21 protein-coding genes and 1 tRNA gene are annotated in these 20,697 nt (G+C 68.6%); 12 read left to right on the top strand and 10 right to left on the bottom strand.

What is annotated here, in order from left to right:
* Positions 1–53: 53 nt before the first annotated feature.
* The 4 genes from P1N55_RS14985 to P1N55_RS15000 all read right to left on the bottom strand — a co-directional run bounded on the left by P1N55_RS14985 (position 54) and on the right by P1N55_RS15000 (position 4,757).
* Positions 54–2,330: a transglutaminase family protein gene (locus tag P1N55_RS14985; protein WP_407067184.1), complete on the bottom strand. Its 2,277-nt coding sequence runs from the start codon at positions 2,328–2,330 to the stop codon at positions 54–56.
* A complete protein-coding gene (locus P1N55_RS14990) occupies positions 2,327–3,301 on the bottom strand; it encodes a DUF58 domain-containing protein (protein WP_276276326.1) in 975 nt (324 codons plus the stop codon). Before P1N55_RS14990 ends, P1N55_RS14985 begins: the two co-directional genes overlap by 4 nt.
* Complete coding sequence (locus tag P1N55_RS14995) at positions 3,298–4,257, bottom strand: AAA family ATPase (protein ID WP_276276327.1); 960 nt, start codon at positions 4,255–4,257, stop codon at positions 3,298–3,300. The genes P1N55_RS14990 and P1N55_RS14995 overlap by 4 nt, the downstream gene beginning before the upstream one ends.
* Positions 4,258–4,424: 167 nt before the next feature.
* Positions 4,425–4,757: a DUF7573 domain-containing protein gene (locus P1N55_RS15000; RefSeq protein ID WP_276276328.1), complete on the bottom strand. Its 333-nt coding sequence runs from the start codon at positions 4,755–4,757 to the stop codon at positions 4,425–4,427.
* An 89-nt stretch (positions 4,758–4,846) separates the two neighbouring features.
* Here P1N55_RS15000 and P1N55_RS15005 point away from each other — a divergent pair, with 89 nt between their 5' ends.
* On the top strand, positions 4,847–5,062 hold the full coding sequence (locus P1N55_RS15005) for a hypothetical protein (RefSeq protein WP_276276329.1): 216 nt from the start codon (positions 4,847–4,849) through the stop codon (positions 5,060–5,062).
* Here the strand turns inward: P1N55_RS15005 and P1N55_RS15010 are convergent.
* The 6 genes from P1N55_RS15010 to P1N55_RS15035 all read right to left on the bottom strand — a co-directional run bounded on the left by P1N55_RS15010 (position 5,022) and on the right by P1N55_RS15035 (position 8,952).
* Positions 5,022–6,002, bottom strand: a complete 981-nt coding sequence (locus tag P1N55_RS15010) for a 5,10-methylenetetrahydromethanopterin reductase (protein WP_276276330.1) — start codon at positions 6,000–6,002, stop codon at positions 5,022–5,024. The genes P1N55_RS15005 and P1N55_RS15010 overlap by 41 nt on opposite strands.
* Complete coding sequence (locus P1N55_RS15015) at positions 5,989–6,762, bottom strand: coenzyme F420-0:L-glutamate ligase (protein ID WP_276276331.1); 774 nt, start codon at positions 6,760–6,762, stop codon at positions 5,989–5,991. The genes P1N55_RS15010 and P1N55_RS15015 overlap by 14 nt, the downstream gene beginning before the upstream one ends.
* A 137-nt stretch (positions 6,763–6,899) precedes the next feature.
* Positions 6,900–7,388 (bottom strand): metallophosphoesterase family protein, encoded by a 489-nt coding sequence (locus tag P1N55_RS15020; RefSeq protein WP_276276332.1) that lies wholly within the window; start codon positions 7,386–7,388, stop codon positions 6,900–6,902.
* Positions 7,389–7,424: 36 nt separating this feature from the next.
* Positions 7,425–7,736 (bottom strand): winged helix-turn-helix transcriptional regulator, encoded by a 312-nt coding sequence (locus P1N55_RS15025; protein ID WP_276276333.1) that lies wholly within the window; start codon positions 7,734–7,736, stop codon positions 7,425–7,427.
* An 82-nt stretch (positions 7,737–7,818) separates the two neighbouring features.
* Positions 7,819–8,472 (bottom strand): hypothetical protein, encoded by a 654-nt coding sequence (locus tag P1N55_RS15030; protein ID WP_276276334.1) that lies wholly within the window; start codon positions 8,470–8,472, stop codon positions 7,819–7,821.
* Positions 8,473–8,879: 407 nt separating this feature from the next.
* Positions 8,880–8,952 (bottom strand) — tRNA-Asp (locus P1N55_RS15035).
* A 286-nt stretch (positions 8,953–9,238) separates the two neighbouring features.
* Between P1N55_RS15035 and P1N55_RS15040 the strand changes: the two genes are divergently transcribed.
* From P1N55_RS15040 to P1N55_RS15090, 11 genes are all read left to right on the top strand, one after another.
* On the top strand, positions 9,239–9,466 hold the full coding sequence (locus tag P1N55_RS15040; protein ID WP_276276335.1) for a DNA-directed RNA polymerase subunit H: 228 nt from the start codon (positions 9,239–9,241) through the stop codon (positions 9,464–9,466).
* Positions 9,466–11,031 carry a DNA-directed RNA polymerase subunit B'' gene (locus P1N55_RS15045; RefSeq protein WP_276276336.1) on the top strand — a complete coding sequence of 522 codons (1,566 nt, stop codon included), beginning with the start codon at positions 9,466–9,468 and terminating at the stop codon, positions 11,029–11,031. The genes P1N55_RS15040 and P1N55_RS15045 overlap by 1 nt, the downstream gene beginning before the upstream one ends.
* Before the next feature lies 1 nt (position 11,032).
* Positions 11,033–12,859: a DNA-directed RNA polymerase subunit B gene (rpoB, locus tag P1N55_RS15050; protein WP_276276337.1), complete on the top strand. Its 1,827-nt coding sequence runs from the start codon at positions 11,033–11,035 to the stop codon at positions 12,857–12,859.
* Positions 12,856–15,765 carry a DNA-directed RNA polymerase subunit A' gene (locus P1N55_RS15055; RefSeq protein ID WP_276276338.1) on the top strand — a complete coding sequence of 970 codons (2,910 nt, stop codon included), beginning with the start codon at positions 12,856–12,858 and terminating at the stop codon, positions 15,763–15,765. Before rpoB ends, P1N55_RS15055 begins: the two co-directional genes overlap by 4 nt.
* A gap of 2 nt (positions 15,766–15,767) precedes the next feature.
* A complete protein-coding gene (gene rpoA2 / locus P1N55_RS15060; protein WP_276276339.1) occupies positions 15,768–16,958 on the top strand; it encodes a DNA-directed RNA polymerase subunit A'' in 1,191 nt (396 codons plus the stop codon).
* Positions 16,958–17,383, top strand: a complete 426-nt coding sequence (locus P1N55_RS15065; RefSeq protein ID WP_276276340.1) for a NusA-like transcription termination signal-binding factor — start codon at positions 16,958–16,960, stop codon at positions 17,381–17,383. Before rpoA2 ends, P1N55_RS15065 begins: the two co-directional genes overlap by 1 nt.
* A gap of 165 nt (positions 17,384–17,548) precedes the next feature.
* Positions 17,549–17,977, top strand: a complete 429-nt coding sequence (locus P1N55_RS15070) for a 30S ribosomal protein S12 (protein WP_276276341.1) — start codon at positions 17,549–17,551, stop codon at positions 17,975–17,977.
* A gap of 2 nt (positions 17,978–17,979) precedes the next feature.
* The gene (locus tag P1N55_RS15075) at positions 17,980–18,600 is read left to right on the top strand and encodes a 30S ribosomal protein S7 (protein ID WP_276276342.1); all 621 of its coding nucleotides are present in this window, start codon (positions 17,980–17,982) and stop codon (positions 18,598–18,600) included.
* Positions 18,601–18,708: 108 nt separating this feature from the next.
* Entirely contained in the window at positions 18,709–19,293 is a 585-nt protein-coding gene (locus P1N55_RS15080) for a biotin transporter BioY (RefSeq protein WP_276276343.1), read from the top strand.
* Positions 19,290–19,994 carry an energy-coupling factor ABC transporter ATP-binding protein gene (locus tag P1N55_RS15085; protein WP_276276344.1) on the top strand — a complete coding sequence of 235 codons (705 nt, stop codon included), beginning with the start codon at positions 19,290–19,292 and terminating at the stop codon, positions 19,992–19,994. Before P1N55_RS15080 ends, P1N55_RS15085 begins: the two co-directional genes overlap by 4 nt.
* On the top strand, positions 19,988–20,692 hold the full coding sequence (locus tag P1N55_RS15090; protein WP_276276345.1) for an energy-coupling factor transporter transmembrane component T family protein: 705 nt from the start codon (positions 19,988–19,990) through the stop codon (positions 20,690–20,692). Before P1N55_RS15085 ends, P1N55_RS15090 begins: the two co-directional genes overlap by 7 nt.
* Positions 20,693–20,697: the final 5 nt, after the last annotated feature.

Here is a 20,697-nt window from a genome sequence, read left to right on the forward strand (position 1 = left end):
ACGAAAGGGTCGTATTAAACATTGTCGGGAGGCCGAACGGTGCCAGGGGCGGTCTAGCGCTCGGCAACGACGCTGTCGGCCAGTTCCACCGCTTCCGCTGCGACGGCCTCGTCGACCTCGCCGGCGTACCGGGTCCGCTCGCGGAGGGCCGCCAGTCGGCGGATCCGGTCGTCCGCGTCGACGGCCTCGAGGTAGGCCCGGACCGTCTCGCCGGGGTCGCGCCGCCGCGTCCGGGACCCGAGGACGTACATCGCCCGCTGGAAAGCCACCTCGACGTCCGTCTCGGGGTCCTCCGGGCGCTGGTAGCGGAGCCACAGCTCCCGACGTACGTGGTCGACCAGGCCGGACCGGCGGGCGCCCGCGGCCACGCCGAGCAGGGCCACCAGGCCCAGGGCCGTCTCCTCCCGGGAGGGGAGGTCCGGAATCCGGAAGCCGCCGTCGTCGTCGGCCTCGGCACCGCCGACCGGCCCCGCCTGCGTCTGGATGCCCCCTGGCGGCGTCGACGTCGTCCCGTTGGACTCGGTCGGGGTGGCCGTCTCGTTCGTCTCGGTCAGCGGCGGCGGCGTCGGCGTCTCCGTCTCCGTGAACTCGGTGTCGTTGGTCTCGCCGGTGTCGATGCCGGACTCGGCGGCGGCGCGGGCGTCCTCGAGCCGGCCCTGCTCGGCGCTCTCGCGGGGGCCGCTCGGCGTCGGGTCGAACTGGACCCACCCCTGGTCGGGGACGTACACCTCGACCCAGGCGTGGGAGTCGAGGCCGCGGACGACCCAGCGGTCCTCGTCGACCCGCTGGCCGGGCGTGTACCCGACGACGAACCGGGACGGGATTCCCTGCGTGCGCAGCATGGTCACCATGGTGGTCGCGAAGTAGACGCAGTAGCCCTCGTCCATCCCGAAGAGGAACCTGTCGGCGACGTTCCGGTCCGGCCGTCGCACGTCCAGCGAGTAGCCCTTGTTGTTCTGGAGCCACCGCTCGACGACCAGCGCCACCTCGTAGTCGTTCTCGGCGTTTGCGGTGAGGACGGCCGTCCGCTCGCCGACCCGGTCTGGCGTGCTCTCGGGCACCTGCGTGTACCGCTCGCGGACGTCGGCCGGGTAGTCGTCGCCGGCGGCCCGCAGTTGCTGGGGCGTCGCGACGAGCACCTCGCTCTCGACGGTGTAGCGGTCCCCCGCAAACAGCGACCGGGTCGGCTGGAACCCGTCGTGGGTCGTCAACTCGACGTCGACGTCCCCGGTGTACCGGACCGGTTTCCAGGCGGCCGGCACCGTCGCGACGTCCGACTCCGCCTCGAAGGACTGGCGGAGCGTCCGGCTGTCGCCCGGCGGCCCCGAGAGTCGCCCGCCGCCGTACTCGCCTGTGTTCCCGGTCCGGACCCAGCCCTGGCCCGTGTAGCGGTCGTACGTCGCGACCCGCCAGTAGCGGGCCTCCGGGCTCTCGACGGTGAACCGCACCTCCGGCGAGAGCGTGATCGAGCCCAGCACCTCGACGGACTCGTCCGCGCTGAGGAGGCTCCCCTCCATCGTGGGCCGCTCGCCCGCCTCCGCGAACGACAGCGACTGGCCGGCTACGGAGGGGACCCGTGCCAGGACGGCGGGCAGGACGATGATGGCCGCGAGCTGTTCGAGCACGGCCCGGCGGCCGGTGTCGACGCCGTCGTCGCTGGCCACGTCGTCGCCGAACACCGGGCCGTCGACGCGCCGGCGCTCGTCGACCGAGGTCGCCGGTGCGACGGTATCGAGCGTGCCGAAGCCGATGGTCGCCACGCCCCCGACGACGCCGAGCAGCGCCGTGACGAGACCCGCGTCCGTTGTCAGGACGAGGAACCCGAGCGTGGTCGCCGACGCCGCCGTCGCGGTGACGTACCACCGCCGGAGGGCGAAGTACCAGGTCAGGACGACCGGCGCGGGCGCGATAGAGAGCGCCCACAGTCTGACGTTCTCTATCTGCAGCAGCGACCGCCCGGTCACGAGCGCCACCAGGTCCGCGAGCAGTGCCGAGACCGCCGGCTGGGTCGCGAGGTTCGCGATGTACCACCCGAGGCCGCCGGCGAGCAGGACGGCGCCGACGAGGACGGCCAGCGCGGGGCGGACGACCCGGGCCAGCGCCGTCCCGACTACGAGCGAGAGCGCGACGACCACCAGGAACAGCGTCGGCGAGCCGACGACGTCCGTCAGGTGAAACAGCGTCCGCAGCGGCGCGCCGAGCGCGAGCGAGACGGCGAGCAGCGCGACGGCACGTGTCCGACTCACCGGTGCCCGCTCGCCGACGCGCTCGCGAAGCGACGGACTCACCGGTGCCCGCTCGCCGACGCGCTCGCGAAGCGACGGACTCACGACTGCCCCTCCCCGGCGAGTGGTGCCACCGTGTCCGTGGTCACGTCGGCGAAGGGGTGGTTCCGGCCGCCGGTGGCGACGGTGACGCCGTCCTCGTCGGCCCGGACGAGCACGTCGGCGTCGTCGGCCCGGTCGGTCTCTCCGTGGGACGTGACGGCGAGCACTTCGAGCAGGCGAGTCCGGTGACTGTCGCCGAAGCCGACCGGCACCGACCCGCCGGGGACCGCCAGCTCGACCGCGATACCGCCGTCCAGGGCCGCCATCGCTACCGTGGCGACGGCCGCCGCCATCGCGTCGTCGGTCCCGGGGGTCGCCTCGCCGACGACGAGGATGCCGTCGTCGTTCCGGCGGTCGTCGTACTCCTTGACAAGCAGTTCGTCGCGCTTGGCGCTGGACTTCCAGTGGACGTCCCGCAGCGAATCGCCGGGGACGTACTCGCGCAGACGGTCGAACGCCTGCCGGTCCTCGGGTTCGGGCGCGAGCGTCCGGGCGAAGGCGTCCGGCCCGCCCATCCGGTAGACCGGCGGGTAGACGAGCACCTCGTCGACGACGTCGACGGTCGTCGCCCGCCGGACCAGCCCCAGGACGTCCGTCAGGACCACGTCGACGGGGCCGATGCGGTGCTCGCCGCGGCGCTCGTAGGTCACCTCGTACGCGACGGTCGTCGGCAGCGACCGCCTGACCGTCGTCGTCCCGCCGAGTGCCTCGGGCACGGTGTCGGTCAGCCTCGCGATGCCGCTGCCCTCGACGGCGAGTTCGACGCTACGCCGGTCGCCCGGGAACCCCCGTCGCGGCGGGTCTCGCTCGACGGTCGGCGTGCCCGCGAGGCGGACCTGGACGGCGGCCGCGACGACGGCGACGAGCAGCGGGCCGGCGACGGCGTTCAGCCCCGGTTGCCCGAACCGCAGGCCCATGACGACGGCCGCGATGGCGACGGACAGGACGCCGACGCCGCGACGGGTCGGTCTCATTCGACGGCGACGGTCTCGAGCGCCTCGGCGACGAGCGCGTCGGCGGTCTGGTCGCTACTGTCGGTCTGTATCCGGTGTGGCAGCACCACGGGCGCCTCCCGCTGGACGTCGTCCGGGACGACGTAGGCGCGCCCCTCCAGCACCGCCCGCCCCTGGGCGGCCCGGAGCAACGAGAGGCTCCCGCGCGGGCTGACGCCCAGCTGGGCCCGATCGCGCGTGAACCGGGCCAGCCGGGTCGCGTACTCACGGATCGACTGCTCGACGGTCACGCCGGCGACGGTGTCGCGAGCGGCGGCGAGCGCGTCGATACTGGCCACCGGCGACAGCTCCTCGATGGGGTGGTGGCCTACCACCTTCCCGAGCATGTCCGCCTCCTCGCGCTCGCCGGGGTACCCCAGGTGCAGTTTCGTCATGAAGCGGTCGAGCTCGGCCATCGGGAGGTCGTAGGCCCGGTTCTGCTCGACGGTGTTCTGGGTCGCGATGACGGTGAACGGCTGGGGGACAGCGTGGGTCGTCCCGTCGGCGGAGACCTGTCCCTCCTCCATCGCCTCGAGCAGGGCCGACTGGGTCTTGGGCGGGGCGCGGTTTATTTCGTCGCCCAGCACGACGTTGCCGAAGATGGGACCGGGCCGGAACTCGAACTCCTGGGTCTTCTGGTTGAAGACGTTGACACCGGTCACGTCCGTCGGCAACAGGTCCGGCGTGAACTGGATGCGCTTGAACGCCCCGTCGACGGACGCGGCGACGGCCCGGGCCAGCATCGTCTTGCCGACGCCGGGGACGTCCTCTAAGAGGACGTGGCCGCGGCCGAGCACGGCCGCGACGAGGTGTTCGATCTCGTCGTGGTGGCCGACGATGACCTTCTCGACGTTCTCGATGACGTCCGTCGCCACCCGCGTGGCGTCGGGAAGTGCGCTGTCCGACTGCTGTCCTCGTGAAGTGTCCGTGTCTGTCATGGGTAAGTGTCAGCCCGCGGAACGTACCGGTGGGTCGGCGGCGTGCTCACGCCCCCCAGCGACGTGTCGTTCCTGCGCATGTCGAGTGCGGGTCGGTCGTACACCCGCCTTGGGAGCGGATACAGGTAACTTTGCTGGGTGCGAACCAGCCCCACACACGACCGGGCTCACCACTCTTTACAGTCCGGACAGACGAGCGCCCCGTCCTGGTGCCAGCGTCGCTCGGTGGGTTCGCCACACGCCTCGCACGTGGTCCCCTCACCAGACCACGCGTAGGTCGTCGTCGCGGGCGTGACGACTGACGCTGTCTCGTCATCCGCCTCAGCCCCCGCTACGTCGGCACCCGCCGCTGCCGGCTCCGTCCCGGCCCGGTTCCCATCTGCGGCCCCGTCGTCGGCTCCCGGCTCCTCGCTCGTCTCCGGGTCGGTCGGGCCGGTGTCCTGTTCGTCTTCGTCGTCCCCGCTTCCCAGGAAGTCGTCGAGCGATGCGTCTTCGACCATACCGTCTCTCGTGGCGGCCGCGGCAAATACCTGTCCCGACGCCGAGAGCGAACAGAAGCGCAAAGTAGGGGCCCTGCCAACGTCGACCCATGCAAGGACTCCTCACGGAACTCGTCACGAGCGTCCTGGAGATGCCGGGCAAGTTCCTCACCGTCGCGCTCAACGACCCCCTGGCAGCCGTGATGTTGCTTGTCGGGGCCGTCATCACGACGCTTTCGGTCGCGGCCTTCGGCTACCTCTCGCTCGGGGCCGCCCTCTCGCTACTCACGCCGTCAGGCGGTCGACGACCGCCCCGAGCAGAGTAATCGACGTCCCGACGTCCGGGCCGAGCGGTGACGCGTAGACGACGCTGTCGGCGTGTTCTCGCAGTTCGTCGGTCCGCCCGGCGACGTCGTCGGGCGTGCCCGCGATGCAGAACGCGTCGATCATCGCCTCGGTGACCAGGCCGAACGCCCGCTCGAACTCGCCGGCGGAGATGGCTGCGCCGATGTCGTCGGCCGTCCCGTGGTCGAGCCCGTGCCGGTCGAGCACCGGCGGGGGCGACCCCGCGGTGACGAAGGCGACGGGCGGCCGGGCGGCCTCGCGGGCGGCGGCGGCGTCCTCGGCAACCGAGACGCTGGCGTAGGCCGCCAGGTCGAACTCGCCCCGCGAATCGGGTCGCTCGTCGGCCATCGCCGCGACCTGCTCGCGGGCCCACGCGAGGTCCTTCGGATGTGCGCCGTTGTACAGCGCCCCGTCGGCGTGTTTCGCGGCCATCCGCGTCATGTGCGGGCCCTGCGCGCCGACGTACACCGGGATGTCGTCGCCGACGTCGTAGTTCAGGCCCGCGTCGTCGGCCCGGAAGGTGCCGTCGTGGTCGACGCGCTCGCCGGCCCACAGGCGCTTAGCGATCTTGAACGTCTCCAGGACGCGCCGCAGGGCGTCGTCGTGGTCGAACCCGAGGTTCCGGATGGTCGACCTGTCGCCGGGCCCGACGCCGAAGACGGCCCGCCCCTCGCTCAGCTCCTCGAGCGTCGCCACCCGCGAGGCCAGCGTCACCGGATGCGTCTCGTAGGGGTTGGCGATGCCCGGCCCCAGCGCTACCCCGTCGGTCCGGGCGGCCATCTGGGCCAGCGCCATGAACTGGTCGCGGTTGTTGTAGTGGTGGCTGGCGAACACCGCGTCGAAGCCCTCGGCCTCCGCCGAGACGGCGAAGTCTGCGAGCTGTGCAACTGGCTGTTCCGGCGTGAGTTCAATCGCGTACATGGGTCCACTCTCTGAGCGCCCGACGGACGATGTCGCTGTCCTCGTCCCGAAAGAGGTTGTCGCTGCCCGCGTGGTCGCCGAACTGGAAGTCCCGGACGACGGCCACGGGCGTGCCGCCGTCGCCCTCGCCGGTGACGAGGTTGGCCGCGCCGGCGAGTTCGTCGACGACGGACTGGACCGTCGCCGCGAGTTCGCGGCCCTCGCGGTCGAACTCGCCGCGCCAGTCCCGCGAGGCGTGGATGCCGGCCCAGCCCAGCGCGACCCCGCGCTGGCCGTGCCGGAACGGGCGCCCCGACGTGTCGGTCACGACGACGGCGGGTTCGACGCCGGCGTGCCCGCGGACGCTCTCGCGGATGCGCTCGGCGCTCGCGGTGGGGGCCTCGGGCAGCAAGAGCAGGTCGGCGTCGGGCACGTTCGAGCGGTCGATGCCCGCGTTGACCGTGATGTGACCGAAGTGCGTGACCGCGAGGACGAAGGGAGCCTCGAGTAGTATCTCCTCGCTCTCCGCTAAGACCGCCTGTGCGAACCGCGGGTCCTTCTCGTCGCCGGTGACGGCCTCGATGGCCGCGGCGATGGCCCGCGCCCGGTCGCCGGCCGGGAACGACGACAGGTCGGCCTGTCGCCCCTCGGCCTTCGAGACGACGGTGCTCGCGACACAGACCACGTCGTCGTCTCGCAGGTCGACCCGTTCGGCGACGAGTCGCCCGACGTCGTCGCCGGGCGTGACCTCCGGCAGTCCCTCGACCGCGAATACCTCCATACCCCCTCTGAGAGGTGCACCAGAAAAAGCCCCCTGATAGGTGCAAGCCCGGCAAGCGGTGGCAACCGTTGCTGGTTTCGCTGCCCCCGGGACGGCGTCGCCGCTCCCCCCGGTCGGGGGTAGAGCGGGGCGTCCGCTCAGGCCTCGTGGACCGTCACGTCCAGGTCCCCGTCGGCGATGCGGACGGTGAGCATCGTCGTCCGGTCGGCCGGCGACGCGCCCGTCGCGCTCCCGGGATTGAGCAGTCTGACGCCGTCGTGGACCGTATCGAGAACCTCGTGGGTGTGACCGGCGACGCCGACGGCGTCGGGACCGGCCTCCTCGCGGACGACGGTCGCCACGCGGCTCTCGTAGCCCCGCCGGGACCCGGTGCCGTGCGTGACGACGAACGTGACGCCGCCGAGGTCGACCGTCGCGACGTCCGGCAGGCCCATGCGTCGGTCCATGTTCCCGGCGACGGCGGTCAGCCGCGAGGCCATCGCCCTGACGTTCGCGAGCGTCCCCTCGGCGTCGAAGTCGCCGGTGTGGATGACGTGGTCGGCCGCCTCGATGCGTTCCCGGAAGGGCGCCGGAATCGTGTGGGCACGGGACGGGATGTGCGTGTCGCCGATGACTGCGACGTCCATGTGCCCCCATCGGGTGCCGGACAAAATTTTCTGTCGCTACTCGACGGCCTCGACCGACGGGAGGACGTCCCGCAGCTCCTCGAGCCGACCGACCAGGTGGTCGATGCCCTCGTTGATGGCGTCGACGCGCCTCTCGATGTCGTCGGCGGGGATGGCGCCCTGGGGCGTCGGCTCGACGAGTTCGTCGTCCTCGAGCATCCGTAGCGAGTACCGTACCTTGTGTTCGGGAATCCCGGTCTCCTCGGAGAGTCTGACGATGCCGATGGGTCCCTCGTCGATGACGGCCTCGAGAATCGCGAGGTCCCGGCTCTCCTTCTCGACCTGGTTGCTGAGTCGGTCCGTTCCCATGGAGAATCGTACGCCAACGTAACGCTCGGTGTTATATAAACGCTGGCGGTTTCGCCCCCCCGCGGTGCGTGCCGTGCCGTCGTCACTCGTCGCCGACGGGCGTGCGTCGGAGTTCGTCCAGCTGGTCGCGCAGCCGGCTCAGCTCCGTCTCCAGCTCCTCGCGCCGGTCGATGAGCGCGCTCAGCTCCTCGGTGTTGACCGAGTAGTCGTTCTCCAGCGCGACGTCCAGGGCGTCCGTCGTCGCCGCGGCGAGGTCCGTCGAGACGCGCAGTACCTCGCTGGGGGTCCCCCGGGACTCGTACAGCTCGACGTCGCCCGAGAGCGGCCGGTAGGTCACCATCGGCGACTCGAGTTCACGGTGGTAGGTCACCGTATAGCTGGTGTCGGTGACTGGGTTGTGGCGGTCCTCGGCCCGTTCGGTCCGCACGACGTTGAACGGGTCGGCCAGGGTCGGGTAGGTTTCTGCCAGGTCCCGCAGCTGGTCTGCGGCCGTCACGTCGAGCTGGGCCTCCACGTCGCCGAAGAACTGCCGGGAGTTCGTGAGGCTAAAGGCCACCGTGTAGAACACCGACTCGTCGCTGTCCGCGAGGTTCCGGACCCGCTCGCGGACCTCCTCGTTGCGCCCCTCGATGGTGAGGCGTTCGAGCTCGTCGAGCAGCGTCCGGACGCCCCGTTCGCGCTCCAGAAACGACTCGACGATGGCCCGCGGCATCTCCTCCCCGTCCACGTCGTCCATGCGTTGCCCTTCAGGTGTGGGCACTAAACAGTTTGTCGCACCCGATCGTGCCACGGTACTCAGTGGCACAAAACATATACCACATCGCTGTAAGGGCTAACACGTCCGCTCCGCCGAGGTGGGACGGACGACTATGACAGGTCGAGGGGGCCTTTCCCCCTCGTTTTCCACGGCGCTCCGAGACCGTGTCTCGTGACGCCGCGACACCGCTCGGCGACGAGACGCCTCGCCGGCGAGTCAAATTCAGAGAAGCGCCCGGAGCGGGATTTGAACCTGAGGAAGACGGTCGGCCTCGCTTCGCTCGGCCGCTGCGGCTTCCAGGGTTCAAATCCGCTCGTCTGCGTTTCACCGCTCACGGTGGCGAGCACACGCTACGCGGTGCTCGCCGACTTGTTCGCGGTAGAAGACGCCCGGAGCGGGATTTGAACCCGCGTCACGACCGTGACAGGGTCGTATGATGGGCCACTACACCATCCGGGCACGCTGCCTTGCTGCACTTCGTGGTATCCCGGTGCTGGTATTAAGACTTTCCAAACGGAGGCGCCCTGTGACGGTACCCCGTGGCGGACCCAAACTTCTATGATGGCGCTGGGCCAACGGACTGGTACGTCGGTGTCCCACTGCCGGTGTCTCGTGTCGCCGGCAGGGGTCCAGTAGCCACGGCAGGCCGAGTTGGCAAGCGTTATATGCGTCCCGACAATACCGACCTGTAGTATCTCGTGACAGCCACCTTCTCTAGCAGCAGGCCCCACGCACGCACACACACATGGTAGATGTAAGTCAACACGACCTCGTCCCCGACCACAGCGTCGTCGACGAGGACGACCTCGAGGCAGTGCTCGACGAGTACGACATCAAACGGACGGACCTCCCGAAGATCAAACGTTCCGACCCGGCGTTGCCCGACGACGCCGAGGAAGGTGACGTGGTCCGTATCGTCCGCGACTCACGAACGACCGACCAGGCAATCGTCTATCGGCTGGTGGTGGAATAATGGACACACAGGACCGACGCGCGATATCGCGCGAGTACTTCGCGAAGGAACGGCTCGCAGAACATCACTTCCGCTCGTTCAACGCCTTCCTCGACAGAGGGATGCAACAGGTCGTCGACGAGAAAGAGACCATCGAGACCGACATCGGCGACAAGGAGGGACAGGAACCGGTGTGGGTCGAACTCGGCGACGTCCGCGTCGTCACGCCCCGCGTCCGCGAGGCCGACGGGAGCGAGGAGCTCCTCTACCCCCAGGAGGCCCGCCTGCGCAACATCACCTACTCCGCGCCGGTGTTCATGGAGATGGCCATCGTCCGCGGGGGCGAGGAGGAACCCGAGGAGGTCGTCGACCGGACCGAGACCAAGATCGGGCGCATGCCCATCATGGTCGGCTCGAACAAGTGCAACATCGCGGGGTTCACCCGCGAGGAACTCATCGACATCGGCGAGGACCCCGCCGACCCCGGCGGCTACTTCTGTGTCAACGGCTCCGAACGGGTGCTGATGACCAGCGAGGACCTCGCGCCGAACAAGATTCTGGCCGAGTACGACACCAAGTACGGCGACGAGGTCCAGGTCGCAAAGACCTTCTCCCAGCGCCGTGGCTACCGGGCCCTCGTGCTCTGTGAGCGGACCCGGGACGGCCTGCTCGAGGTCTCGTTCCCCTCCGTCTCGGGCAGCATCGACTTCGTGACGCTCGTGCGCGCACTCGGGCTGGAATCGGACGAGGAGATCGTCCACCGCGTCTCCGAGGACCCCGAGATCGTGAAGTTCATGCTCGAGAACTTAGAGGAAGCGGAGGTCCAGACGACCGAGGAGGCCATCGAGGCCCTCGGGAAACGCGTCGCCTCCGGCCAGGGCAAGAACTACCAGCTCAAGCGGGCCAACTACGTCATCGACCGGTACCTCCTCCCGCACCTCCACGAGGAGGGCGTCGACGAGGAGGAGGTCCGTATCAACAAGGCCTTCTACCTCTGCCGGATGGCAGAAGCCTGCTTCGAACTGGCGCTGGACCGTCGCGAGGCCGACGACAAGGACCACTACGCGAACAAGCGCCTGAAGGTCAGCGGCGACCTGATGACCGACCTGTTCAGGACCGCGCTCAACAAGCTGGCACGCGACGTCAAGTACCAGCTCGAACGAGCCAACATGCGCAACCGGCAGCTGTCTGTCTCCACTGTGGTCCGCTCGGACGTGCTGACCGAACGCCTCGAACATCCCATCGCGACGGGTAACTGGGTGGGCGGCCGCTCGGGCGTCTCCCAGCTCGTCGACCGGACGGACTTCATGGGCGTGCTGTCACACCTCCGCCGGCTGCGCTCGCCGCTCAGCCGCTCGCAACCCCACTTCGAGGCGCGTGACCTGCACGCGACCCAGTGGGGTCGCATCTGTCCCTCCGAGACGCCGGAGGGGCCCAACTGTGGACTGGTCAAGAACTTCGCCCAGGCCATGGAACTCTCACAGGACGTCGAGGACGCACAGGGACTGAAACAGGAACTCGCAGAGATGGGGGTCCAGGGCATCCCCGGAATCGAATCGATCGAAACACAGCCCGCGGACGACTAACATGAGCCAGGGACGCGAAGCCAAGGTATACGTCAACGGTAGTCTGGTCGGGACACACCCCGACCCCGAACAGCTCGCACAACAGGTCCGACAGGCGCGACGCCGGGGAGACGTCTCCCAGATGGTCAACGTGTCGGTCAAGGACCGCACCGACGAGGTCATCATCAACGCCGACGCCGGTCGGGCCCGCCGCCCGCTCCTGGTCGTCGAGGACGGCGACCCGCTCATCACCGACGACGAGATAGAAGCCGTCAAAGAGGGCGACCTCGGGTTCGAGGAGCTCGTCGAGCGGGGCCTCGTCGAATTCATCGATGCCGAGGAAGAGGAGGACATCCTCGTCGGCGTCGACGAGACCGAACTCACCGAGAACCACACCCATCTCGAGGTCGACCCCCAGCTGATGTTCGGCATCGGCGCGGGGATGATTCCGTACCCCGAGCACAACGCCTCCCCGCGGATCACGATGGGGTCGGGGATGATCAAGCAGTCGCTGGGGCTGCCGAGCGCGAACTACCGCATCCGCCCGGACACTCGCCAGCACCTGCTGCACTACCCCCAGCTCTCGATGGTCAAGACCCAGACCACCGAGCAGATCGGCTACGACGACCGGCCGGCCGCACAGAATTTCGTCGTCGCCGTCATGTCCTACGAGGGGTTCAACATCGAAGACGCGCTGGTGATGAACAAGGGGTCGGTCGATCGCGCGCTCGCCCGGTCGCACTTCTTCCGGACCTACGAAGGCGAGGAACGCCGCTACCCCGGCGGCCAGGAGGACCGCTTCGAGATTCCCGACGACGAGGTCCGGGGCGCTCGCGGCGAGGACGCCTACACCCACCTCGACGACGACGGCCTCGTGAACCCCGAGACGAAGGTCGGCGAGAACGCCGTCCTGCTGGGCAAGACCAGCCCGCCACGGTTCCTTGAGGAACCGGACGACATGGGCGGCCTCTCGCCCCAGAAGCGCCGCGAGACCAGCGTTACGATGCGCTCGGGCGAATCGGGCGTCGTCGACACGGTCACGCTGATGGAGGGCGAGGACGGCTCGAAGCTCTCGAAGGTCTCGGTGCGTGACGAGCGCATCCCGGAACTCGGGGACAAGTTCGCCAGCCGGCACGGCCAGAAGGGCGTCGTCGGCCACATCGCGCCTCAGGAGGACATGCCGTTCACCGAGGAGGGCGTCGTCCCCGACCTGGTCATCAACCCGCACGCGCTCCCGTCGCGGATGACCGTCGGGCACATCTTAGAGATGATCGGCGGCAAGGTCGGTGCGCTGGAGGGCCGGCGCGTCGACGGCACCGCGTTCACCGGCGAGGACGAGGAGCGACTCCGTGGCTCCTTAGAGGAGCACGGCTTCGACTCCAGCGGCAAGGAGACGATGTACTCCGGCGTCACCGGCGAGAAGATCGAGGCCGACATCTTCGTCGGCGACATCTTCTACCAGAAGCTCTACCACATGGTCTCGAACAAGCTGCACGCCCGTTCGCGCGGGCCGGTGCAGGTGCTCACCCGCCAGCCCACCGAGGGGCGGGCCCGCGAAGGTGGCCTGCGCGTGGGTGAGATGGAACGCGACGTGCTCATCGGGCACGGCGCGGCGATGGCACTCAAGGAGCGACTCCTGGACGAGTCCGACCGCGAGTGGATCAACGTCTGTGGCCAGTGTGGCATGACTGCCGTCGAGAACGTCGAACAACGGCGCGTCTACTGTCCGAACTGCGAGGAGGAGACCGACATCCACGAGGTCGAGATGTCCTACGCGTTCAAGCTCCTGTTAGACGAGATGAAGGCGCTCGGAATCGCCCCGCGGATCGAACTGGAGGACGCAGTATGAGTTCCCAACAGACACCCAAGGAGATCGGCCAGATCAGCTTCGGGCTGATGAACCCCGAGGAGTACCGCGACATGTCGGCGACGAAGGTCATCACCGCCGACACCTACGACGACGACGGCTTCCCAATCGACATGGGGCTGATGGACCCGCGCCTGGGGGTCATCGACCCCGGCCTGGAGTGCAAGACCTGCGGGAAACACAGCGGGTCGTGTAACGGCCACTTCGGTCACATCGAACTGGCCGCGCCGGTCATCCACGTCGGGTTCTCGAAGCTCATCCGCCGCCTCCTCCGTGGCACCTGCCGCGAGTGCTCGCGGCTCTGTCTCGACGAGGCCGAGCGCGAGGAGTTCCGCGACCAGCTCCAGCGCACCCGCGACCTGGGCCGTGACTTAAACGACGTCACCAAGGCCGCCATCCGGCAGGCCCGCAAGAAGGACCGCTGTCCGTTCTGTGGCGAGAAGCAGTACGACATCAAACACGAGAAGCCGACCACGTACTACGAGGTCCAGCAGGTGCTGTCCTCGGAGTACCCCTCGCTCATCGCCGCCGCGATGGAGGAGGCCGACGAGCCCATCTCGCCAGTCGACCTCGCCGAGGAGACCGGCATCGACCAGAGCCGCGTCCAGGAGATTCTCAGCGGCGAGTTCCGCCCGCGGAAGGAGGACCGCCGCGCCTTAGAGAAGGCCCTGAACGTCGACCTGACCGAGGAGGACCACAACAAACTGATGCCCTCGGACATCCGCGACTGGTTCGAGGACATCCCGGACGAGGACATCGAGGTGCTCGGGATGAATCCCGAGCGCTCCCGACCGGAGTGGATGATTCTCACCGTCCTGCCGGTGCCGCCGGTCACGGCCCGCCCCTCGATCACGCTGGACAACGGCCAGCGTTCGGAGGACGACCTGACCCACAAACTGGTGGACATCATCCGCATCAACCAGCGGTTCATGGAGAACCGCGAAGCGGGTGCTCCGCAACTCATCATCGAGGACCTCTGGGAACTGCTGCAGTACCACGTCACCACGTTCATGGACAACGAGATCTCGGGCACGCCACCGGCGCGACACCGCTCGGGCCGGCCGCTGAAGACGCTCTCCCAGCGGCTCAAAGGCAAGGAGGGGCGCTTCCGTGGCTCGCTGTCCGGGAAGCGCGTGAACTTCTCGGCACGAACCGTCATCTCGCCGGACCCGACCCTCTCGCTGAACGAGGTCGGCGTCCCCGAGCGCGTGGCCCGGGAGATGACCCAGACGATGAACGTCAACGAGCGGAACTTAGAGAAGGCCCGGCGCTACGTCGCCAACGGGCCCGAGGGGCACCCCGGTGCGAACTACGTCCGCCGACCGGACGGCCGCCGCCTGAAGGTCACCGAGAAGAACTGCGAGGAACTGGCCGAGAAGGTCGAACCCGGCTGGGAGGTCTCCCGGCACCTCGTGGACGGCGACATCATCATCTTCAACCGGCAGCCGTCGCTGCACCGGATGTCCATCATGGCCCACGAGGTCGTGGTGATGCCCTACAAGACGTTCCGGCTCAACACCGTCGTCTGTCCGCCCTATAACGCCGACTTCGACGGCGACGAGATGAACATGCACGCCCTCCAGAACGAGGAGGCCCGCGCGGAGGCCCGCGTCCTCATGCGCGTGCAAGAACAGATGCTCTCGCCGCGCTTCGGCGAGAACATCATCGGGGCCATCCAGGACCACATCTCCGGCACGTACCTGCTGACCCACACCAACCCCGAGTTCAACGAGACGCAGGCGCTTGACCTGCTTCGTGCGACCCGTATCGACGAGCTGCCCGACCCCGACGGCGAGGACGAGGCCGGCGAGGCCTACTGGACCGGCCGGTCGCTGTTCTCGGAGCTGCTGCCCGACGATCTGAACCTGGAGTTCACGTCCTCGGCCGGCGACACCGTCGTCATCGAGGACGGCCAGATGCAGGACGGGACCATCGACGAGGACGCCGTCGGCGCGTTCGGCGGCGAGGTCGTCGACACCATCGCCAAGGAGTACTCGCGGACCCGCGCCCGCATCCTCGTCAACGAGGTGTCGGCGCTGGCGATGCGTTCGATCATGCACTTCGGGTTCTCCATCGGTATCGACGACGAGTCCATCCCCCGGGAAGCCGAGGAGCAGATCAACGACGCCATCGACTCCGCGTACGACCGCGTCGAGGAACTCATCGCGACCTACGAACAGGGCGACCTCGAGTCCCTGCCGGGCCGGACCGTCGACGAGACGCTGGAGATGAAGATCATGCAGACGCTGGGCAAGGCGCGTGACTCCGCCGGCGACATCGCCGAGGACCACTTCGACGACGACAACCCGGCCGTGGTCATGGCCGAGTCCGGCGCGCGTGGGTCGATGCTGAACCTGACCCAGATGGCCGGCTGTGTCGGTCAGCAGGCGGTCCGTGGCGAGCGTATCAACCGCGGCTACGAGGGCCGCACCCTCTCGCACTTCGAGGAGGGCGACCTCTCCGCGGACGCCCACGGCTTCGTCGAGGCCTCCTACCGCTCGGGACTCTCCCCCAAGGAGTTCTTCTTCCACGCGATGGGTGGCCGCGAGGGGCTGGTCGACACCGCAGTCCGGACCTCGAAGTCCGGGTACCTGCAGCGCCGTCTCATCAACGCCCTCTCCGAGCTCGAGACGCAGTACGACGGCACCGTCCGGGACACCTCGGACACCATCGTCCAGTTCGAGTTCGGCGAGGACGGCACCTCGCCGGTCAACGTCTCCTCGAACCAAGACGAGGCCGCTGTCGACGTCGAGGAGATCGCCGACAGCGTCCTCAACGAGGAGTTCGACTCCGAGCGCGAGAAGGAGTCGTTCCTGGGACAGCGCACCGAACACACCAACCTCTCGGAACAGGCCGACGACTGGTGGCTGGCCGAGGGTGACGACTAACAATGACAGCAAACGTCTCCGCAGACATCGAAGCGGTCGTCGAGGACACGGAACTCCCGCGACGGCTGAAAGACGAGGTGTACAGCACCGTCGAACAGCGCGACCTCGGCGTCGAGGACGCCGACCGCGTCGCACAGGCCGTCGAGTCCCGTTACATGGAGACGCGGGTCGACCCGCTGGACCCGGTCGGGACTGTCTCGGCTCAGTCCATCGGGGAACCCGGAACCCAGATGACGATGAACACGTTCCACTACGCCGGCGTCGCCGAGATCGACGTCACCCAGGGGCTCCCGCGGCTCATCGAACTGGTCGACGCCCGGAAGACGCCTGACACGCCGATGATGACCGTCCACCTCGAAGACGAGTACGCCACCGACCGCGAGAAGGCCCACGAGGTCGTCTGGAACATCGAGGCCACGCGCATCCTCGCGCTCGGTGACATCTCGACGAACGTCGCGGACATGCTCGTCGAGATCGACCTCAACGACGACACCCTGCTCGAGCGGTGGCCGACCGTCGACGACGTCGACGCCATCGCCGAGGAGATCGCCGAGACCATCGAGTCCAAACTGGGTGTCGACGCCCGGCAGGTCGGGACCGTCATCGAGTTCGGCCCCGAGGAACCGAGTTACCGGGACCTCCTGCAACTGGTCGAGGAGCTGCGCGACATCATCTTCAAGGGCATCGAGGAGGTCTCCCGGGTCGTCATCCGCAAGGAGGAGACCGACGACGGCGAGGAGTTCGTCCTCTACACCGAGGGGTCTGACTTCGGCGAGGTGCTGGGCATCGAGGGAGTCGACGCCTCCCGGACCACGTGTAACAACATCCACGAGATCTACCGCGAACTGGGCGTCGAGGCCGCCCGCGAGACGCTCATCAACGAGACGATGAACACTCTCGAAGAACAGGGACTGGACGACGTGAACGTCCGCCATCTAATGTTGGTCGCGGACATCATGACCAACGAGGGGACCATCGAGTCCATCGGCCGCCACGGCATCAGCGGGTCGAAGGATTCGGTGCTCGCCCGCGCTGCCTTCGAGGTGACGGTCAACCACCTGCTGGACGCCGCCATCCACGGCGAGATCGACGAGCTGGACGGCGTCACGGAGAACGTCATCGTCGGGAAACCCATCAAACTCGGCACTGGGGACGTCGACCTCCGGATGGGCGTGGGTCGCAACGCCGACTGATGCGGGTCGAACTCTCGGACGAAGCGCGACAGCTGGTCGCCCTCTTCGAGAACGAGGCGTCCATCACCGTCCGGGACTGCGTGGTCGACGAGGACCACGACCAGGTGGTCTATCTGGTCAAGCGGGGCGACATGGCCGACGCCATCGGCCCCGGTGGCCAGACGGTACAGCGCGTCGAGGAACGGCTCGGCCGCGACGTGAAGCTCGTCGAGGGGGCCGAGACGGCGGCGGACTTCGTCGCCAACGCCCTGGCACCGGCGGCGGTGTACAACGTCACCATCTCGGAGAACAGCGACACCGTCGCCTACGTCGAGGTGGCCCAGGAGGACCGCGGGGCCGCCATCGGCCGCGACGGCCGCAACATCGACGCCGCGCGCACGCTGGCGAAGCGCCACTTCGACATCGACGGCATCGAACTGACCTGACTGCGGCGTCGCTCTCAGACTGGTCCCGTGGAGTATTCTCGACCGACCAGTGACGACCGTCGGCGCGTCCACCCCTGGTTGTGGGACAGAACGCCACACACACCCGCTGTGGGTCGGATACAAAAGAGGAGTCTTAAGTATCTCGGCAGGATACGAAAGCGTACTATGACGAACGGCAAATACGCCGCGCGCAAACTCAAGAAGGACCGCCAGAAGCACCGGTGGTCCGACTCCGACTACGCGCGCCGCGAACGCGGTCTGGGCAAGAAGTCCGACCCGCTCGAGGGCGCGCCACAGGGCCGAGGGATCGTCCTGGAGAAGGTGGGCATCGAGGCCAAGCAGCCAAACTCCGCCATCCGGAAGTGCGTCCGGGTCCAGCTCATCAAGAACGGCAAGCAGGTCACCGCGTTCTGTCCCGGTGACGGCGCCATCTCGTTCATCGACGAGCACGACGAGGTCACCATCGCCGGCATCGGCGGGGCGAAGGGTCGCGCGATGGGCGACCTCTCCGGTGTCAACTACAAGGTCGAGAAGGTCAACGGCGTCTCCATGATCGAACTGGTTCGCGGCAACGCGGAGAAACCCGTCCGATAACCATGAGTGCCGAAGACACACCCGAGGCCGAGGAACCGGAAGACGTCGAGGACGAGCAGGCGACCGCACGGGCGAAACTGTTCGGCAAGTGGGAGGTTACGGACATCGAGTACACCGACCCCTCGACCGAGCGGTACATCAACGTCACGCCCATCGCGCACACGATGGGCCGTCACGCCGAAAAGCAGTTCAAGAAGTCCGACATCAGCGTCGTCGAACGCCTCATCAACCGGCTGATGCAGACCGACGAGAACACGGGCAAAAAGCAGCTGGCGACGACCATCGTCACCGACGCCTTCGATACCATCCACGAGCGCACCGACGAGAACCCGGTCCAGGTCCTCGTCCGCGCCGTCGAGAACAGCGCCCCGCGTGAGGAGACCGTCCGCCTGAAGTACGGGGGCATCAGCGTCCCGAAGGCCGTCGACGTCGCGCCCCAGCGGCGGGTCGACCAGGCCCTGAAGTTCCTCGCCGAGGGCGTCTACGGCGGGTCGTTCAAGACCACCACCAGCGCAGAGGAGGCGCTCGCCTCACAGCTCATCGGCGCGGCGAACGCCGACGTCCAGACCTACGCGGTCAACCAGAAAGAGGAGAAAGAGCGCGTCGCGGCGGCCGCTCGATAATCTGTCCGGTTTTCTCCCTGTTTTCACGCCGGCGAGTGGCGACGCCGGACCCGGCGTCATATGCCGTAAACCACCGGCTATATTCGAGTTGACGCCGGAGGTATGTCCATGTCACAACAGTACGGCTCGGTCGAGCTGGTCGGTGACGAAACGGTGCGGTACTTCACGATGGCGGTGCTGCTGGCGGCGCTGACGGCGGCGCTCTCCCAGATATCGATCCCGCTGCCGGGGTCGTTGCCCCCGTTCTCGCTGCAACCGTTCGGGATGTTCTTCGCCGGCCTCCTGCTCGGCCCGCTGTGGGGCGGCCTCGCGCTCGCGCTGTACCTCCTCGTGGGTATCGCCGGCGTCCCGGTGTTCTCGAACGGCAACGCCGGCCTCGGCTACGTCCTCGTCGGCCAGGGTACCGGCGGCTTCCTCGTGGGCTTTCTCGTCGGCGCCGTCGTCGCCGGCGCTATCGTCCACCGCGGGACGACGCCGCGTGACCTCCGGACGGTGTCCGTGCCCGTCCAGGTGGCGGGGCTGGTCGCCGCGCTGGCCGTCGTCTACGCTATCGGCGTCCCGTGGCTCTCGGCCGTCACGGGCCTCCCGCTGCCCCGGGCGGCCACCGTGATGGCACCGTTCGTCCCGTTCGACCTGCTCAAGCTGGGCATCGCCGTCGCCATCGTCGAGGGGGGCTACCTCGCCGTTCGATGATCGCGCTCGAGGACGTCACCTTCCGGTACGACGATACCCGCGTCCTCGACGGCCTGTCGCTGTCGATTCCCGACGGCGAGTTCTGTCTCCTCGTGGGGCCCAACGGCAGCGGCAAGACGACGCTGGTGCGTCACCTCAATGCGCTCCTGACGCCCGACTCGGGTACCGTCACCGTCGACGGCGCCGAGGTGACCGAGCGCCCGGTCGTCGCCCGCACCACCGTCGGGATGGTGTTCCAGCACCCGCGCGACCAGTTCGTCGCCGCGACGGTCGGCGCCGACGTCGCCTTCGGCCCCGAGAACCTCGGCCTGGACCGCGAGGAGATCGACTGCCGGGTCGACGAGGCCCTGTCGGCCGTGGGGTTGGCCGACCGGGTCGACGACCGCCTGGACTCGCTGTCGGGCGGCGAGCAGGCCCGGGCTGCCATCGCGGGAGCGCTGGCGATGGATCCGGACTACCTCGTGCTGGACGAACCGCTTGCCGGCCTCGACTGGCCGGCCCGAGAGTCCGTGCTCGACCACCTCTCGGGCCTGCACGACGAGGGCACCGGCCTGCTGGTCGTCACTCACGACCTGCGTGACCTCCACGAGCGCGCCGAGCGCGTCGTGGGGCTCGACGGCGGGCAGGTCGTCCTCGACGAACCGCCCGAGACGGCGCTGGACGAGGTCCAGGCCCTCGGCGTCCGGGACCCGCGATGCTGACCTACCGGCCGGGGGCGACGGTCCTCCACCGGCTGGATCCCCGGGGGAAACTGCTCGTGCAGTTCGGCCTGGCCATCGCCGTCGTCGCCCACCCCACCGTCCCGTGGCTCGCTGGGGCGACGCTGCTGGGCCTGGTCGCGCTGGCGGCGGCGCGGCTCTCCCCGCTGACCGTGCTCCGCGCGTACTGGGTCGTCTTCGCGGTGCTGGCCGTCGCGCCGTTCCTGGCAGGTGTTGCGCCCGGACCGCCGTGGTTCCGGGTCGACCCGGCGCTGCGCTCGCTGCGCCTGGTGGCGCGGGTCGTCCCCGTGCTGTTCGTCAGCGCCGCATACCTCCACACGACGTCGGTCCGCGAGACGCGGGCCGCCGTCCAGCGCCTCGTCCCGGGCAAGGCGGGCCAGCTGCTCGGCGTCGGCATGGCGCTGGTCGTGCGCCTGTTCCCGCTGGTGCTCGCGGACGTCCGCGAGGTCCGCGACGCGATTCGGGCCCGCGGGGGCCAGCAGCGACCGGCGTGGGAGCGCGCCCGACTGCTCGTGGTTCGGTCGCTCGAGCGGACGCTCGCCCGCTCGGACCGCCTGGGGGTCGCGCTGCGGGCCCGCTGTTTCGCGTGGAACCCGACACTCCCGCCGCTGGCCATCGAACGCCGCGACTACCCGGTCCTGGCCCTCGGCGTCGCGCTCGCGCTGTCGCCGCTGGTGTGAGCTGG

It is taken from the genome of Haloarcula regularis, from assembly GCF_029338315.1.
In the GTDB taxonomy this organism is placed as follows: Archaea; Halobacteriota; Halobacteria; order Halobacteriales; family Haloarculaceae; genus Haloarcula; species Haloarcula regularis.

Coding starts and splice junctions, on each gene's coding strand:
- P1N55_RS14990 (WP_276276326.1), bottom strand. CDS start 3,301: ATGAGACCGACCCGTCGCGGCGTCGGCGTCCTGTCCGTCGCCATCGCG.
- P1N55_RS14995 (WP_276276327.1), bottom strand. CDS start 4,257: ATGACAGACACGGACACTTCACGAGGACAGCAGTCGGACAGCGCACTT.
- P1N55_RS15000 (WP_276276328.1), bottom strand. CDS start 4,757: ATGGTCGAAGACGCATCGCTCGACGACTTCCTGGGAAGCGGGGACGAC.
- P1N55_RS15005 (WP_276276329.1), top strand. CDS start 4,847: ATGCAAGGACTCCTCACGGAACTCGTCACGAGCGTCCTGGAGATGCCG.
- P1N55_RS15010 (WP_276276330.1), bottom strand. CDS start 6,002: ATGTACGCGATTGAACTCACGCCGGAACAGCCAGTTGCACAGCTCGCA.
- P1N55_RS15015 (WP_276276331.1), bottom strand. CDS start 6,762: ATGGAGGTATTCGCGGTCGAGGGACTGCCGGAGGTCACGCCCGGCGAC.
- P1N55_RS15020 (WP_276276332.1), bottom strand. CDS start 7,388: ATGGACGTCGCAGTCATCGGCGACACGCACATCCCGTCCCGTGCCCAC.
- P1N55_RS15025 (WP_276276333.1), bottom strand. CDS start 7,736: ATGGGAACGGACCGACTCAGCAACCAGGTCGAGAAGGAGAGCCGGGAC.
- P1N55_RS15030 (WP_276276334.1), bottom strand. CDS start 8,472: ATGGACGACGTGGACGGGGAGGAGATGCCGCGGGCCATCGTCGAGTCG.
- P1N55_RS15040 (WP_276276335.1), top strand. CDS start 9,239: ATGGTAGATGTAAGTCAACACGACCTCGTCCCCGACCACAGCGTCGTC.
- P1N55_RS15045 (WP_276276336.1), top strand. CDS start 9,466: ATGGACACACAGGACCGACGCGCGATATCGCGCGAGTACTTCGCGAAG.
- rpoB (WP_276276337.1), top strand. CDS start 11,033: ATGAGCCAGGGACGCGAAGCCAAGGTATACGTCAACGGTAGTCTGGTC.
- P1N55_RS15055 (WP_276276338.1), top strand. CDS start 12,856: ATGAGTTCCCAACAGACACCCAAGGAGATCGGCCAGATCAGCTTCGGG.
- rpoA2 (WP_276276339.1), top strand. CDS start 15,768: ATGACAGCAAACGTCTCCGCAGACATCGAAGCGGTCGTCGAGGACACG.
- P1N55_RS15065 (WP_276276340.1), top strand. CDS start 16,958: ATGCGGGTCGAACTCTCGGACGAAGCGCGACAGCTGGTCGCCCTCTTC.
- P1N55_RS15070 (WP_276276341.1), top strand. CDS start 17,549: ATGACGAACGGCAAATACGCCGCGCGCAAACTCAAGAAGGACCGCCAG.
- P1N55_RS15075 (WP_276276342.1), top strand. CDS start 17,980: ATGAGTGCCGAAGACACACCCGAGGCCGAGGAACCGGAAGACGTCGAG.
- P1N55_RS15080 (WP_276276343.1), top strand. CDS start 18,709: ATGTCACAACAGTACGGCTCGGTCGAGCTGGTCGGTGACGAAACGGTG.
- P1N55_RS15085 (WP_276276344.1), top strand. CDS start 19,290: ATGATCGCGCTCGAGGACGTCACCTTCCGGTACGACGATACCCGCGTC.
- P1N55_RS15090 (WP_276276345.1), top strand. CDS start 19,988: ATGCTGACCTACCGGCCGGGGGCGACGGTCCTCCACCGGCTGGATCCC.